This window comes from Kitasatospora sp. NPDC059327, from assembly GCF_042752535.1.
GTDB lineage: Bacteria > Actinomycetota > Actinomycetes > Streptomycetales > Streptomycetaceae > Kitasatospora.
Genome location: NZ_JBHYYB010000012.1, coordinates 26221 through 42151, shown reverse-complemented (window position 1 = coordinate 42151; position 15931 = coordinate 26221). Strand labels below are relative to the sequence as shown.

The 15931-nt window shown below is 71.4% G+C and carries 12 protein-coding genes; 11 read left to right on the top strand and 1 reads right to left on the bottom strand.

Features of this window, described 5'->3' with window-relative positions; genetic code table 11:
• The first annotated feature begins 189 nt into the window (after positions 1-189).
• From ACFXHB_RS10220 to ACFXHB_RS10175, 10 genes are all read left to right on the top strand, one after another.
• Positions 190-966 (top strand): hypothetical protein, encoded by a 777-nt coding sequence (locus tag ACFXHB_RS10220; RefSeq protein WP_380573463.1) that lies wholly within the window; start codon positions 190-192, stop codon positions 964-966.
• A 44-nt stretch (positions 967-1010) separates the two neighbouring features.
• Positions 1011-2600 (top strand): DUF317 domain-containing protein, encoded by a 1590-nt coding sequence (locus tag ACFXHB_RS10215; protein ID WP_380573462.1) that lies wholly within the window; start codon positions 1011-1013, stop codon positions 2598-2600.
• Positions 2597-3973 carry a hypothetical protein gene (locus ACFXHB_RS10210; RefSeq protein ID WP_380573461.1) on the top strand — a complete coding sequence of 459 codons (1377 nt, stop codon included), beginning with the start codon at positions 2597-2599 and terminating at the stop codon, positions 3971-3973. The genes ACFXHB_RS10215 and ACFXHB_RS10210 overlap by 4 nt, the downstream gene beginning before the upstream one ends.
• A 57-nt stretch (positions 3974-4030) precedes the next feature.
• Entirely contained in the window at positions 4031-5632 is a 1602-nt protein-coding gene (locus tag ACFXHB_RS10205; RefSeq protein ID WP_380573460.1) for a DUF317 domain-containing protein, read from the top strand.
• 170 nt (positions 5633-5802) lie between these two features.
• Entirely contained in the window at positions 5803-6024 is a 222-nt protein-coding gene (locus ACFXHB_RS10200; RefSeq protein ID WP_380573562.1) for a hypothetical protein, read from the top strand.
• Positions 6025-6369: 345 nt separating this feature from the next.
• Positions 6370-7926, top strand: a complete 1557-nt coding sequence (locus ACFXHB_RS10195) for a DUF317 domain-containing protein (RefSeq protein ID WP_380573459.1) — start codon at positions 6370-6372, stop codon at positions 7924-7926.
• Between the two features lie 96 nt (positions 7927-8022).
• Positions 8023-9216, top strand: coding sequence for an AAA family ATPase (locus ACFXHB_RS10190; RefSeq protein ID WP_380573561.1), 1194 nt, complete (start codon positions 8023-8025; stop codon positions 9214-9216).
• Positions 9213-11012 (top strand): hypothetical protein, encoded by a 1800-nt coding sequence (locus ACFXHB_RS10185; RefSeq protein ID WP_380573458.1) that lies wholly within the window; start codon positions 9213-9215, stop codon positions 11010-11012. Before ACFXHB_RS10190 ends, ACFXHB_RS10185 begins: the two co-directional genes overlap by 4 nt.
• 262 nt (positions 11013-11274) lie before the next feature.
• A complete protein-coding gene (locus ACFXHB_RS10180) occupies positions 11275-11460 on the top strand; it encodes a hypothetical protein (protein ID WP_380573457.1) in 186 nt (61 codons plus the stop codon).
• Positions 11461-11680: 220 nt separating this feature from the next.
• Complete coding sequence (locus ACFXHB_RS10175) at positions 11681-12262, top strand: DUF6368 family protein (protein ID WP_380573456.1); 582 nt, start codon at positions 11681-11683, stop codon at positions 12260-12262.
• Between the two features lie 324 nt (positions 12263-12586).
• Here ACFXHB_RS10175 and ACFXHB_RS10170 read toward each other — a convergent pair whose 3' ends face one another.
• Positions 12587-13333, bottom strand: coding sequence for a TetR/AcrR family transcriptional regulator (locus ACFXHB_RS10170; protein WP_380573455.1), 747 nt, complete (start codon positions 13331-13333; stop codon positions 12587-12589).
• A 259-nt stretch (positions 13334-13592) separates the two neighbouring features.
• Between ACFXHB_RS10170 and ACFXHB_RS10165 the strand changes: the two genes are divergently transcribed.
• Positions 13593-15923, top strand: coding sequence for an LppP/LprE family lipoprotein (locus ACFXHB_RS10165; protein ID WP_380573454.1), 2331 nt, complete (start codon positions 13593-13595; stop codon positions 15921-15923).
• The last annotated feature ends 8 nt before the right edge of the window (positions 15924-15931 follow it).

Sequence of the window (15931 nt, the reverse complement as noted above, 5' to 3'; positions counted from 1 at the left end):
GGGGGCGGTCCGGCATGAGCACCCGCACCTTGAGGCTCCACTTGCCCGACGTGATCGGTGCTCACCACCGGACCTGAGCCCCTGCTAGTCGCTCCCGGCAGCCATACGGTCACTCACCTCCCGCGCCGTGGCCGTCCTGCGGATCACCATCGGGCACCTGCTCTCGGCACTGATCAGAAAGACCACCTGTTGTACATCGCCTCCTTCCACGACGCCCGCGACGAACTCGACCTCGACGAGTACAACGCGGCCGACGCCGAGAGCGTCCGGACCCTCAACCAGCTGTTCGACTTCGAGAGTTCGCTGTGGATGATCGCGAAGCAGTGGGCGTCGGACACCCTCCGCCGCCCAGGGGCGCGGTTGCACGACTACTTCCTTCTCCTCGACTCGTACGCCGAGTACAACGAGCGGCCCGGCGCCCCGCAGATCGTCGCCGCCCACTTCGACCGCGACCCGGACACCCGCACAGTCCGGGCCACCATGACGTCGCACGCGCTGATCCCGCTGGCGCAGAACTGGCTGGTGGGCCGCGGCGCGGACCCGGCCAGGGTCTTGGAGCCGCAGGGGTGGAGCGATCCCCTCGATGCCGAGACCGAGCAGCTGGAGGACGCCTTGCGCAGCAGCGGCGAGCGGCTCGAGATCCACGACAGCTACAGCCGCCACCAACCGCCGTACGAGACCTGGGTGATCGCCACCGACACCCAGCAGACCTCCGACCCGGCGGCGGAGGTCTTCTTCTGGCGGGTGCCCGACGAGAAGAGCCCCGCCTATACGGTCCGCCACGGGCAGTTCGACAGCCTCGACGCCGCGTACGAGTGGACCCGGGACACCTCCGCGCCCCTCCCGGCAGCCACCCGCGCCCAGGCGGCCCGGCTTCGAGTGGCATCGCTCCGGCCCTCACCCGCCGCCTCGCCGACGCCGACGCCGGCGACCGATCCCAGCACCCGCCGCCGCCCCGGCCGCTGACACCGGCGCCCGCTACACCACCACCCACCCTGGAGTTGCCGCCCTTGCCCGACGCTCATCTGCCGCACCACGATCCCGACGTCGAGACCCTCGTCCGCCCCCGCTACCTCGCCGGCCCCGGCGACCGGGAGGCCGTAGACGCCGCCTTCGAGCCGCTGCGCGGCTGGCGGGTTGTGGCCCTCGGCCGCTACCTCACCGAGGTGGTCGCCACCAGCCCCTGCCACCGCGTCCGCGTCGGCTACCGCCCCGACGAGGAGCAGGCGTGGCAGGTCATCGCGGCCCTGGACCCGTTCGCCGACCCGGCCTGGCGCGGCGGATTCAGCCAGGCCACCCCTCCGGAGATCGTCCGGGCCTTCCTCGGTCAGCTGGCCGACTCCCTGCACTACGACGAGGTCGACGACACCACGGGCACCTTCGTGTCGCTGGAGGGAACGCTCGCCGACGCCAACGAGGCTCTCTCCGAGGCAGGTTGGCCGACAACCGGCACCAACGGCCACTGGCTGACCACCTCGGGCGACGGCGAGGTCGAGTACGAGGTCGACCCGCTCATCAACCCGGCCGACGAGCTGGCCACCGACATACGGCGCGGCTTCAACTGGCGCATCGCCCCGGGCGACCCGGACGTGGGCTGGAGCGCTGCCTTCAGCTCGTGCACGCCGCTGCACCTGATCGCCGCCGTGAACGGAGCTGTCGCGGACAGCGGACCGCTCGTCCGCGACAGCGCCGAGTTGCCGCAACGGGTGGTCGCCCGCGCCCTCGCCGAGCAGGCCGAGGTCGACCAGCGCGAAGCCGAGGCCCACGCAGCACTGCCGACCGCGGCCGAACTCCTCGCTGACAGGGCCGGCCTGGAAACCCCGGTAGCCGTCAGCCCGCTGTACCTGGCTGGGCCCGGCCGCGTCGAGCAGGCGGTGGCGGCTCTGACCAGCGAGGCGGGCTGGAGGTCCGTGGCCATCCGTGGCGGCCGGCTATGGGAGAGCGACTGCCAGAGCGTGCGCGTCGCGCACCGTCCCGAGCGGACCCGGGACGCCTGGCAGATCACCGCGCTGACCGACCCGCTCGGCATGCCCGCGTGGAAGGCAACCTTCAGTGCCAGGACGCCGGCCGAGGTCCTCGGCGAGGTGACCCGACTCGTCGCCAAGACCGCGGCCGGCGGCGACTGGCTGTCCGGCGCCGATGCCGGGTACGCCTCACCGTTCAAGTTGGAGCAGTACGGCTGGACGAGCCGCATCGTCAGCGCGTGGACCACGTTCAGCGCGCCGGACCCGCAGGTCAGGCTCCAGCACAACGAGGCCGAATTCGGCCGCTACGAGGAGCTGGAGGGCCTGGCCCCTCCCGCCTGGACGCTCACCGCGGGTTTCGACCGCCGGTTCTGCGCCTGGTCCGCGGACTTCACCAGCGGCGTTCCGACGTACCTGGTGACGGCTGCGGCTCTGACCGCCCTCGACCCGGCCCCGGTGCTGCGGACCCGCCGGTCGCTGCCCGAGATGCACCTGCCGTACCTGCAGGTCGTCGCCGCGGGCACCAGCCGCTCCGGCGCCGCCCGCTCGGGCACCGCCCCGGCTCCCCTCGGCCCCTCGCCCGATCCGGCCGGACCGCTGCGCACCGCCGTCGCGAACCGGGGCCGGCTGCGGTGAGGGACGACCACACCGCCCTGCGGGCGTTCACCGAAGCGGTGTCCCGCCGGCTTCCCGGCACCTGGGAGCCGCTGCTCGCGGACGTCGACGGGTCGGCGGCGCTGACCGAGGTGTACGAGCAGCTCTGGGACCTCGGGATCACCCAGTGGGCCCTGCTGGAGTTCGTCAATGACCGTCTCGGGATGCTGCGTGACGGCCAGGGCCGGGAGCTGGTCGTTCTCCCGCGCCCGCTCCGCCAGGGCCACTACCTGATCGCGCCCCTGGTCCCGCACGGCACGGACCCCGGGACGGTGGAGGATCTGACGCCGTTCGGCGTCTCCGTCAGCGGGTCACCGGCCCGGGCGGCCGAGACGGTCCGCCGCCGGCTCCTGCCCCGTCTCGACTACGCGCTGCTGCTGGCCGAGGAACGCGGGGTCTGCCCGGAGGGCCTTCCGACGACGGGCACCGCCGGGTCCGCGCGGCCACCGCCCGCACGAGCCTGCCGACAGGTTCCTCGCCGGTGGTCGTCTACTCCGCCGGGCCCCTGCGCCCGGCCACCCCGATTTCGGGCCGAGGCCGAGTCCCGGCCCCCTGACCGAACGAGATTTGTGCCCACTGCTTCCCTCGCACCCACCGACCCGCTCCTCTCTGTCCGACCCGTCCACCTCGCCGGGCCGGGCGACACCGACCTGCCGTCCCTCCTCACCGCCGAGCACGGCTGGTTCCGCCCCTACAACTCGCCCACCCACGTGGTCCTCGTGAGCGGCACCACCGGCATCGCGCTCTCCAACGGATCGGGCCCGGCTCCGCTGTCCCTGACCGGGATCGGCTGGTCGGTCGGCTTCTGCCACCAGGTCCCGGCCGAGATCACCCGGGCCCTGCTCGACGAGGCCGCCACCAGCGTCCGCTACGCCCCGGACCTCTTCACCGGCACCGGCCGCCTCGCCGGCCACCACGCCCGCACGGCACTGCTCGCGGCCGGCTGGTCCGGACACCAACGGGACGGCTACGAGCTGGTCGCCGCCCCGGACCGACGCGCCGCCCTCACCTTCCCCCTGGAGGCCCCCGGCAGCGAGGTGATGCTGACCGGCGCCGCAGACACCGGCACCTGGACCGTCCGGTTCACCGCGACAGCCCCCGAGCCGCTGCTGACCGCCGCCGCCCTTGCCCTCCTCGACCCGGCCGTCCGCCGGGCAGACCAGCTGCCGGCCCGACACCGGAACCTGCTGACCACCCAGCCCCTCACCGAACAACTGCCCCACACCGGGCGCTCCGGCGCCGCCCGCGCCCGGAGCGCAGGTGCCCGGCCAGCGCCCGCCACGCCGCAGTCCGACAGTCGGCCGCGAACCGTCAGTGCCGCATCCGCGCCGGCCCCGCGGCGCCGCCCGTCCTGACCTCGCCCCCGCGCTCCTGGAGACCCCCTGAGCACCACCGCCCCCGATCCCGACGACGTGGTCACCGTCAGCCCGCTGGAACTCGCCGGCCCCGGCACCGCGCCGTTCGACCTCCTGCACCACCTCACCTCCGAGTACCAGTGGTACATCGCCGCCGACGGCGAGAACCCTCAGCTGGAGAGCCCCTGCCGCAGGCTGCGCCTGCAGCACGGAACCTTCCTGTCCGGCAACCTCCTGCTCGGCGACAACTGGATGCTCACGGCCCGCGAGGCACCGGACTCCGAGTGGCTGTGGTGGGCGTCCTTCAGCCCCCAGACACCGCACGAACTCACCTACGGCTTCGTCCTGGAGACCGCCCGGCGCCTTGGCACCGACCCCGGCAGCGTCCTGACCCGGCGCGGCGCGGCGGACGACGCGGCAGACCTGCTCGCCGCGGCCGGCTGGCTGGAGAGGGAGCACCCCCTCCCCGGTGCCCGGATGACCACCCCCACCGGCAACACCGGCGCCGCCCACACCTTCGAACTCCCCGAGCGGGACCTGTCGTTCAGCATGCTCAACACGAGTTCCGAGCTGGCCTGGTCGATCTCCATGTCGCCCCGGACGCCGGAGGTGCTCCTGCGCAGCGCGGCGACGGCCCTGGTCGAGGACTCGGCGGTGCGCCACCGCAGTGAGATCCCCGCCCACCACGCCGAACGGGTCTCGACCGCCCCGGCGCACTCGGCCGTCCCGCCGCGCTGGACTGGTCCGCCGCCCGGCCTCGGCACCGAGGAGGCACTCGCGCCGGCTGGCCCGGAAAGGGCGGCTTCTGAACAGCCCAGCGCGCCGGGGGCGTTGGTCGCAGTCACCCCTCGTCACTACGCCGGTCCCAGCGTCGATGCCGTCGAGCGGCTTCGGCACCGCCTTGAGGCCGAGGGCTGGGTCCGCGGGGACGGCGTCCTCACCAGCGCGTGCGGCCGGCTGGGCCTCGCCTGGCCCACCGAGTCGGACAGGCCGCGCGGCTGGGGACGCGAGAGGACGTACGAGCCGTGGCGGGTCTGGGGCTCCCAGCACCGCGGCGCGGGAGTCGCCTGGCGGGTCACCGGCTGGCGTCTGGTCCCCCAGGAGATCGTCGAAGGTCTGATCGGCGAGGCGACCGTGATGCTGGAAGAAGCCGACAAGGCCGGCCGGACACCGTTCGAGTCGGGCGTCCTGGCGCTGGGGTTCCTCCCACTGGCAGCCGCAGGCTGGACCAGCGAGGTCACCCCCAAGGGCGCCGCCACCTTCGAGTCGCCCGACGGATTCCTCAGCGCCCGCTGCGGACCCCCGGACGCCCTGTACGAACTTCGCGGGCGGCCGGCAGCCCGCATCTCCTGCGGGCGGGCCCTCGGCTTCTGGGAGATCGAGATCAGCGCGAACACCCCCTCCCGCCTCGCCGCCGCCCTGTGCCGCGATGTCGCCGACCCCTCGCCTCTGGTCCGCAACACCGACCACCTACGACTGAACGCCACCGACAGGGAAGTCGCCGTCGTCACCCCCGTCACCGCGCAGTCCCTCACAGCCACCGGCCGCCGGGCCGCAGCCGTCACCCGATCGCTGCCCGGTCGCGCCGCAGCGGGCACCGCGGTGCCGGCGAACCACCCGGGCTCCGCTCCCCGCCCCCCAAGCCCCCTGCAGCGGTGAGGCCCGGCGCCGCCGAGTCCCGCACCCCGGCTGGTGCCAGCCGCCCAAGCCCTTCCGACCCCGAACCGCACGGAGAGATCCTGACCTCGCATCCTCTCGACCCCATCGCCGACGTCAATGGGCCCTCGCCCGTCCACGAGGTGCCGGCAGAACGCATCACCCAGCCGTTCGTGCCGATCCGGCGCACCGGCACCGGCGAGATCACCACCACCGGCTACAACCTTGCCGCCCGGCGGATCCTGCTCCAGGCCGGCTTCGAGGAGGCTCCTGACTGCGCCTGCCCGGCGACGGAGACCGGCCCGGACGGGACGCACGGGCCTGCGCGGCAGTCGGCGAGCTGCTCGTCGCCAGCCGCCCCGTGCCCCTGGACCAAGCCCTCGGCCGACCGGTGAGCGCCGACGGTACGCCCCTGCCGGGCAGGCCCGTACAGACCGGCGACAAGACCTCCCGCGCCGAGGCTGCCCGCGCCATCCCAACCGAGCCGGGGGCCCGGGGCACGGCCGAACCGGCCCAGGCAAGTTCCGTGGGCGGACCGACCGAACCGCCACGGGCCCGGTGAGCCTCCTGCCCCCGCCCCTCCGACGGCTGTCCCTGCCCGCGTCGGTGACCGGCAGAGACACCCAGACCGTCTTCGAACCCACCAGCAGCCTCACCGTGATCGCTGGTGCCCCCGCGCTCCTGGAGACCCCCTGAGCCCCACCGACCCTGACCACGACGATCTGGTCGCCGTCCGCCCATTGGAACTCGCCGGCACCGGGACTCCACCCGGCGACCTGGGCGACCATCTCGTATCCGCGTACGGGTGGGAGCACGATCCGGACAGCACCACCGAGGAACCGCTGCTCGTCAGCCCCTGCCGCCGTATGGAACTGGCGCGAGGCCACTTCCCCCTCGGCCGCGCCGTCCTCCGGAACCACTGGAAGCTCTCCGCCTACGACAGCGCAGACTCGGACGCCACGGAGCTCTGGTGTTCCTGGTTCAGCCCCAGGGCGCCCTACGAGCTCACCCACGGCCTCGTCCTGGACGCCGCCGAACGGCTCCACAGCGACCCGGCCAGCGTCCTGGCCGTCCGCAGGGCCGGCGACGACATCGAGCGGATCCTCTCCGACGCCGGATGGACGATCAAGCGGGGGCCCTGGCGCACGTTCATCCACGCGCCCGGCGCTGCCAGCCTCCTGGTGCCCGCCCACCCGGAGCGCACACTTTCCTTCGGCCTGGGCAACACCAGCTCCGACCTGGCTTGGGACATCATCGCCTCGCCGTGGGCTCCCGAGGCGTTCCTGCGCACGGTTGCGACGATGCTGGCCTCGGACGTAGCGCTGCGCCGCCGCAGCGAGATCCCCGCCCACCACCTGGCCCGCGTCACGATCGAACCCGCCTCCTCCGCCACCCTCCCGCGCTGGCGCCCCCAGCTGGCGCCCCCGACCGACCTGGAGCACCCGCTGCCGACCACCCTCGACCCGGCCCTCAGCCCCGACTCCGAACCGGAGCTGGTCACCGTAACCCCCCGTCACTACGCCGGACCCGGCCGGGGCGGTGCCGAGCAGGTCAAGGGGCATCTCGCCTCCCTGGGCTGGACGGTGGACGCGGCCTCGATGACCAGCCCGTGCGGAAGGCTTGGGCTCGCCTGGCCCGACGGCACCGACGACCCGACCCGGCAGAGCGCCGCCTGGCGGGTCTGGGGTGCCCAGTACCGGGGAGCGAGCGTGGCCTGGCGCATCACCAGCGGCGACCTGGTCCCGCCCGAACTGATCGCCGGCGTCGTCGACGAGGCGCTCGCCATCCTGGACGAGGCCGGACCGGACTCCCGCGACCCGTTCCAGGCCGGCGTCCTGGGCCTGGGCTTCCTGCCCCTGGCCGAGGCCGGGTGGAAGAGCACCGTCGAGCCTCGCGGCGCCGTCAGCTTCCGCTCACCCGACGGCTACGTCAACGCCCACTGCGACGTCCCGACCGCCCTCCACGACCTGCGCGGCAAGCCCGCCGCCCGAATCAGCTGCTACCGGGCCCGCGGGTACTGGCTGGCGGATATCAGCGCGAACACCCCCTCCCGCCTCGCCGCCGACCTCTGCCGCGACCTCGCCTCCCCCGAACCCCTGCTGCGCAGCACCACCGGCCTCCACCTCGACGCGACCGACCGCAAGGTCGCCATCGTCACCCCGGTCACCGCCGAAGGCCGGGCCACCCCGTCGGAGCGGCGGACCGCCGCCCTGTCCGGCAGCGCGCCGACGTCGACTGCACCCAGCTCCCCAGCCGCCACCACAACCCCAACGCCCCCGAAGAAGCTCGTCCGCTGATCACCGGCCGCACCCGCCGACGTCAACCCCTTGGAGGTTCCCCGCTTGACCACACCCGCACCGCCCACCACTACACCACGCACCCCGCCCGGCGAGCTGCGGGCCAAGGTCGCCCGCCTGCTGGCCGGCCGGCCGGCGGACGCGCTCACCACCAATCAGATAGCCAAGGCACTGGGCCACTCCAGCGGCGCCGTCGTGCAAGCGGCCGAGACCCTGGTGAAACGGGGCGAGGCCGACCGGGTCGGCGCCGGGAAGCAGTTCCGCGCGAACTCGCTGACCGCCGCAGCCGGGCGAGCCCCGGTGATCAGTCCACCGGGAACCCACTCCCCCCGCGCCGCCGCGGCCACGGCCCGCACGACCGCGCCCAAGCCCGCACCCGCACCCGCACCCGCACCCGCACCCGCACCCGCACCCAAGTGGACCGGCCCGATCCGCCGCCCGGGGGGACAGCTCTACCACCCGCGGCAGCTGGCCGACCTTCCCGACGTCGAGGCGCTGACGCGCCTGCGCGACGCCGACATACCGGTGCTGCTCTACGGCCCTCCGGGCACCGGCAAGACGAGCTTGGTCGAGGCCGCTTTCGACGACCTGATCACCGTCGCCGGCGACGGCGACACGACAGTCGGCGACCTGGTCGGCGAGTACACGCTGGACGACGGCGGAGGCTACGTCTGGCAGTACGGGCCGCTGGTCGTCGCCATGCAGGAGGGCCGCGCCCTGCTGATCGACGACGCGACGCTGATCTCACCCAAAGTGTTGGCCGCGCTGTATCCCGCGATGGACGGGCGCCGCCAGATCCAGGTCAAGGCACACCAGGGCGAGACCATCCAGGCCAAGCAAGGCTTCTTCGTGCTGGCCGGGCACAACCCCAACGTGCACGGTGCCGTGCTGACCGATGCGCTCGCGTCCCGTTTCAGCGTGCAGATCCAGGTCAGCACGGACTACGACCTGGCCGAGGCGCTGCGGATCGATGCCCGGGTGGTCCGGGTCGCCCGACACCTCGCTTCGCAGGTCGAACTCGGCGAACTCGGCTGGGCGCCGCAGCTACGGGAACTGATTGCTTTCCAGAAGACTGAGTCCGTCCTCGGCTTCAAGGCCGCCCTCGGAAACCTGATCGGCATCGCACCCCTTGAGGACCGCGACATCGTCGCCGCAGCCGTCAAGAAGATCGCCGGCATCAAGGACGTCGCGCCCCTCACGCTCGGTCGGCAGCTCTCCGCCGCGCCCGCTCCGGCTGCCCAGACGCCCCCGGGGAGTACCGGCTCCGCGTCCCGGGGCCGCCGGCGATGAGTGCCCACCACCACGTCCAGTCCTCCGTCACCGCGGCCGACGACGCCGACCTCGCGCGCTGGGACGACGACGGCGCCCCGCCCGCACAGCCCCGGTCGTCCCCGGCCGCGTGGCTGCGTGTGGGAGCCGAACTCGGCGACCGGCTGGTCGCCCTGTCCGGCCGCCAGGACCTGCTCGTCACCTGCCGCCCCGGCACCCGCTCGGGGGCGCCGGCCGCGTACTTCCCCGGCCTGGCCGAGGTCGAGTTCGACGCCACGCTGTTCGACCCTCTTCAGGCCCACGAAATCCATCCGCGGATCGTCGGCGACGAAGATCGCTATCCCGCCGCCTGGGGCGTTTTCGTCCACGAGGCCGCCCACGCCGCCCACTCCGTGTGGACGGAGCCGGCCGGCGCGCACCCCCGGATCGTGGAGGCCGCGCTGCTGCTGGAGGAGAGCCGTGTCGAAGGCGCCCACCTGACCAGGCGTCCGATGGACCGCACGTACCTGCGCACCAGCGCCCGTACGCTGGTCATGCCCGACATCGCCAACCCGAGTTTCCAGGGCATCGAGCACGCCGCCGGCGTGGCGGCCCTGATCCTCGGTCGCCGTGACGTCGGCATCCTGGACGGGGGCGAGACCCGGGCGGTCGCCGAGCTGTGCGAGCAGGTCCTGGGCGCGGACCTGCTGGCCACCCTTACCGGTATCTGGACTGCGGCCCATCGGTGCGCCGACCACGACGCCGCGACCATGCTCGCGCACGCCCGGGACTGGTGCTCGGCTCTGGACGCTGCTGCACCGTCCCTGCCCGCCCCGCCGGAGGACCTCACCGATCTGCTGTCCGGCGCCGTGGTGGTCGTCATGGACAGCATGGCCGCCAACGACCGTGCGGACCTCGCGGCACTACTCGCCGCCGACGACGCCCTGGCCGCGCACGCCGAGGCACAAGCCCAGGACCGCGCCCAGCGGGCCGGCAGCCAGCGCAAGTCCGCCGCCTTGGCGAAGTCGGTCTTCAACCCCCGCGGCGCCACCGTCAACCCCGACGGCACACCCAGTTCTCGCACCAGCCCGATCACCGGCACCCGCAAGCCGACCGCCGCCGAGCAGACCGCCGCCGAGCAGCTGAGCCGCGCGCTCCGTGCAGCTGCCTACCGCGAGCGGACCGAGGAGCGGAGCACCAGCCCCACCCCACCCGGCCGCCTCAACATGAGGGCCGCCCTCGCCCGCGACGCCCAGCGCGCGTCCGGGTCGGTGCCCACTGCGGAGCCGTTCACCCACACCCGCCGCAGCTCCACCGCCACCCCGCCGTTGCGGGTGGGGATCGCGGTGGACGTCTCCGGCTCCATGAGCGCCGCCTGCGGGCCCGTCTCGTCCGCTGCCTGGATCGTGGCCCGCGCAGCGGCCATGACAGGCCCCGACTCCCGCACCGCCACCGTCGCCTACGACACGCACCTGACCGCCCTGACCCGGCCCACCCACCGCGCACCGGCGCAGGTGACGACGTTCCGCGCCAACGGCCGCAGCCACAACTTGGGCGACGCCCTCGACGCTCTCGACCACGGCCTCGACCTCAGCCGCCCCGGGGCCGGCCGCCTCCTGGTGATCGTCACCGACGCGCAATACACCCCCGACGAGACCGCCGACGCCGTCACCCGCATCCAGCGCCTCAGCGCCGCCGGCTGCGCCGTCCTCCAGCTCACCCTCGACAAGAACTCCCGCCACCTGCCGGGGACCACCCTGCTCCACCTGCCCAAGCCCTCCAACGCCCCCGCCGCCATCGCCAAGGCGGCGACCGACGCCATCCGCAGGACACGCTGAGACGCCGGCCGAGCCGGGGGCGTGGCGGAGAGCCGCCCCCGGTCCGGCTCGGCTCGGCGGCTGTGCCGCTCCTGCGGAAGGCGGCACCGCGCGGTAACGCCAAGACGACCTGCGTCGCCACCACCCAGCCGACCCTCCGGCTGGCTCTTCGGCATGTTCGCCTGCGGCAGACAGCAACCCCGTGAAAGGACTACGCAAACCGGGGCAGTCCAAGTCAACATGGACGACCGCGCCTGCCCGAAGGATGGTTTCCCTGTCTGTCGTGATCTCCGCCCCCGTTGTCCGCGGCCTCCGTCCCGGCGACGCCGTCGCCCACCGCACCTGGCCGCTCGGCGAGGGCAACCCCAACGCCATCAGCGCGTTCCTCTACGAGCACGGCTGGACCTGGGTGATCGACGCCGAGGGCGGTCTGCACGCCGCGTCGCCTGCAACTGACGCCTCTAGTTGACATATAGCGTCGATTGTTGTCACCAAGATCGGGATGCGTGTCCCTCTCTGAGCCGTGACACGGTAGTTGGAACTTGGTCACGGGTGTTGGAACCGGAGCGGGCTGGCACTGGAATCGATCTTGAGCTTTAACTGTGCCCCCAAATGATCAGACGCCCGCCGCCGGGATCTGGTAGAACCGGGCCCAGTGGCACCTGGGTCACGGGACCCTGGAGGGTGGCATGTCGGGACCGGCGGTTGGACGGTGGCTCTTCGAGCCACGCGGGTTCGCGGACATCCTGGCCGATGTGGTTCCGTGGTTGGGGACCTTCTGCGAGCCGGTGGAGACCACGGCCGGCGGCGACGTGGACTTCTGGGTGCGAGACGGTTCCGCCCTGGGCCTGCCGGCCTTCGACCCGGCCGGCGTCGGCGTGTTCTTCCTGCCAGAGGACGAAGAGATACCTGCCGAGGACGAGGACTACTCGGCGTTCTCGCGTCCACCGGTGCAGGGGCTGGTAGCCGGTACCGGATGCTCGGGCCCGGTGAACCACATGCTGCTCGGCCACCTGGTGCTCGCTCTCGCCCGCCGTCTCGATGCAGCGGTCGACTTCGACGGCCTCCTGAGCAGCCGCGCCGCCGAAGGAGACGACACGAGGAACGAGGCAGTCCTGACCCGGGCGAGAGCACTGGCGTCAGCTCTCCCGGGAAGGCTCTCGGAGGTCTCCTATGACACCTGGGGCGGGAGCCGGTGGATTCGACACGTCGGAGATGCGGCGTTTCTGGAAGCCTGGCTGCAACCTCCGGACTTCCACCTGGTCAAGTAGCACCTCAGTGTCGAACTGCTTTTCGGAGCTGGTTCCAACATGAATGGCAACCCGCCGCCGGTTGCAAGAAGCGTGACCAGATGGTTCCAACAAGGGTGTCCTGCAAGGTCGGAATCTCCAGGCCAGCGCACCACCCTGGTTCCAACTTTCGTGTCTCGGCTCACCGATGTTGAGCACCAGATCGTCGACGCCGCTCGGTGCCGACGGCCGCGGCGCGGCACACCTGATCCGAAGGACCAACCGCTGAACGCACGAGCCGGGGCAGCATCCAGCTTCGCGGATGCGTGGCGCCCTACGGCCGACAGATACAGGGCCGCCCAGGGGTCAGCGTTGGTGAGGGCCGCGGCTTACACCGAGTAGGGCGAGCAGGTCGTCCATCATGTTGTTGAACAGTGGCACGTAGCTGTCGAAGGGGGTGGCCAGGTGGCTGTAGACAGCCATACAGAGCAGCCCGTAGATCTGGCGCCAGCATGTGATCATCAGCAGCGTCACTCCCGGGGGGAGGTCCTGGCCGGCCTGCTTGCCGTAGGTCAGGAGCTGGGCACGCAGGAGCGGTTCGATCTCATCGGCGGTGGGGTAGCGCACGCCGCCCCGCTCCCACAGCCGAGTGAACAGAGCGCCGAAGAACCCGCCGAGGTCGCGTAGCAGCACATTGTCCATCCCCGGCTTGGCCGCGGCGAGGCGTGCGTAAGTGGCTCCCATCAGAACGTCGAACTCCGCCGGATGTGCAACCGACCAGTCGAGCACCGCTCGGGTGGCCGCGTACAGCTGCGCTCCGATGTCCTCAGGCTCCTCATGCTGAGATGCCGTGGCCACCGTGGCGACAAACTCTGCAGTGAGATCCTCGTACATCGCGAGGATGAGGGCGTTCTTGTTCTTGAAGTAGCGGTACAGCGCTGGCGGTGACACGCCGACGCTGCGAGCAACGGCCGATAGGCTCAGGCCCGCCGCGCCGTGAGCGGCGGTGAGGCGACGCGCCTCAAGCCGGGCCTCACGCTCGAGCTCAGCGCGCAGCCGTTCCCGACGCGATGGAGAGGCTGAGCCGTCATGCATGGCAGGGATGTCGCCCATCCTGCCCTCCCCTCTTAAGCCGCCTACCGTCAACGGCGAATCACGAGATCCTCAGTTCGGTACCAGGACTTGCCATGACGACATGTTATCGAGTTAATGGTCTTCACCATCTGACTGGCCATCACGCATTCAGTCAGCGGGCTTCCGCCTGCGCACACTCCAAACGACGCCGGCCCCGCCGACCGCCGACTGATGGCCAGCACGTCGCGAAGCACCGGGTGAGTCCTCCGCCGACATCCCCAGTGCAGGAGGGGAGCACATGTCCCGTTGGATCCCGCACCTGCCCCGCGGCAGCAGAGGGCGGAGAACTGTTCTCGCGCTCACCGTCGTCGTCACGGTCTGCGCCCTGCTCGGCGGCTACGCCTGGTGGTCGCTCGAACGCCGAGGCACGCTCGCTGTTGCCGTCGCAGATCTCCCCCAAGGCGCGGCAGCGGACATCGCCGTCCGCGGCCCCGACGGGTTCGAACGGCACCTGTCGGCCAGCGAGACCTTCGCAGTGTCCCCTGGACGCTACGTCCTGGACATTCGACCGGTTCGGGGGAAGGAGAGCGACCTCTACCCGGTGCTCTCAGAGGTCGCCGTGAAGGTCGCGGCAGGTGCTTCCGTGTCCGCCGACGCGGATTACGCGAACGAGGTACCGCACACCACCAAGGTCCTCGACGCCACGCACCTGGATCTGGTCAGCAACGCCTCCGACGAGAACCTGATCTTCGCCTCCGATACCGGCCAGGCGCACGCCTTGACCGCGGGGGATGTCCTGGTAGTCGGCATCGGTCCGAAGACGCCCCAGGGCTTGATCCGCAAGGTGACAGCCGTCCGCCAAGGAGATCACGGGCAACTTCTGGTCGCCACCACGCCTGCTACGATCCGCGACGCCATGCCCAAGGGAAAGATTCACGCCCAACACGTTGCCCTCAAGCCCCCCCAGGGCGCTGGCCAAGCCGCGTCGTCAACACCCGCCGTCACCAACGCGGCCTTCACCGTCCCCAGCGGCACCAGCCCAGGGCCCAGCGCTGCTTTGGCCGCAACCGGAGACGACCCGCTCAGCATCGGGGGTGACCCCGGGAACTTCACGCTCAACGCCAGCCTCCGTAAGGAGACCATGCGACCGGGCATGGAGGCCGAATGCCAGAAGGCGGCAAGCCTCAACCCGAGCAGCCCACTCGAGCAGGCGGCAATCGGTGGTGCCGGGCCTAACCTCGACTTCGATATCGACTGGGATCCCACAGGTATCCACAACGCCCGGTGGGCACTCAACATGACCCAGAAGTCCCGTCTCCTGCTGACCGTGCCTCCGTCCATCGAGCTCATGAAGTGCAATCTCAAGTTCCGGGATCCGCCGGAGCCGGTCCCGCTGGGCGAGTTTCCCCTGTGGGCCGGGGGTGTGCCTCTCGTCTTCGTGATGAAGGCCAACGTCGTCGGCAGCCTTGAAGCCAGCTTCGCCAAGCTCGATGTCGCGATCGATGCCCGCCAAGAAGCGAAAATGACCGCCGGGCTCGACTGGAGCGGCAGCGGGCTGCCCCGCCCGATCGCGTCCTTCGACAACCACTTCACCCTGGCCAAGGGCCCTAAGGCGACAATCGAAGGAACCGCGAAGTCGGGACTCCATCTAGAGATGGACCTCTATGGGATCGCCGGGCCCTTCCTCGACCTCACCCCCGGAATCAAGCTCGCCACCGAAGGAGGCGGCGGCCAGCCAGACAAGGTCGAGCTCAAGGCTGGCCTGTACACCTCTGCCGGACTCGGACTTGCGTTCTGGGGCAGGGACGACCTGTCTCTCGAGATCAGCGACCTCTTCCACATCGAAGAGGTCCTCTGGTCCACACCCGGCGCCAACCCGGCACCGCCATCCACGCCAGCCCCGACAGCAGCTCCCACTCCCACTCCCACTGCCGATCCGGCCGCCGCGTCGCCCTGTCCCTCGGACGACATCCTCCGTGCGGCGATCCGCAAGCAGATGAACCCGCCCGGAGCGCCCGGAACCCCATCGCTTGGGAAGCCGATGTGCTGGAACGGCTGGGCAGCCGTCACCTGGGGCCCCCAGACGTCCGACTTCGTCACGATCAGCGTCTTCAAACGCGACCACGACTCGCTCAGTCCGGCGGCCACCCTCGTCCCCGCGATGGGCGACGACTCGGACCCCGGCTGGCTTCAGGACTGCAAGAAGCTTCAGAACCTCCATCCGCCAGCCGCAGTCACCGACTTCGTCGGCTGCCCGAAGCAACCGCAGGCCGGTGACTTCGACGCCCAGGCCGCCCTGCAGCAGATCAAGCAGCTCGGCTACAGCGCGAACGCAACCGACATGGCCAATCTCCGAGGCCCGCTGCGGGCAGTGCGCGCCGGCACTGCCGACGGAGACGGCTCCATCCAAGGAGTCTTCTTCTTCTACGGAAACCGCTACGTCGGCAGGGACAGCGAGGCGATCGGCGGAATCGTCACCATCAAGAACCAAGACGGCCAGAAGGTGACACTGGAGTACCGGAAGTATCGGCCCAGCGACCCGCAATGCTGCCCCTCTGGCGGCACCAGCACATTCCAGGCGTCCTGGAACGGCAACCAGCTGATCTGGAACCCGCCTCTCCCAGGCTGATCAACTCG

Bases quoted from the DNA above. Each gene is read 5' to 3' on its own strand.
- ACFXHB_RS10185 (WP_380573458.1), top strand. From the start codon at position 9,213: ATGAGTGCCCACCACCACGTCCAGTCCTCCGTCACCGCGGCCGACGAC.
- ACFXHB_RS10175 (WP_380573456.1), top strand. From the start codon at position 11,681: ATGTCGGGACCGGCGGTTGGACGGTGGCTCTTCGAGCCACGCGGGTTC.
- ACFXHB_RS10170 (WP_380573455.1), bottom strand. From the start codon at position 13,333: ATGGGCGACATCCCTGCCATGCATGACGGCTCAGCCTCTCCATCGCGT.
- ACFXHB_RS10165 (WP_380573454.1), top strand. From the start codon at position 13,593: ATGTCCCGTTGGATCCCGCACCTGCCCCGCGGCAGCAGAGGGCGGAGA.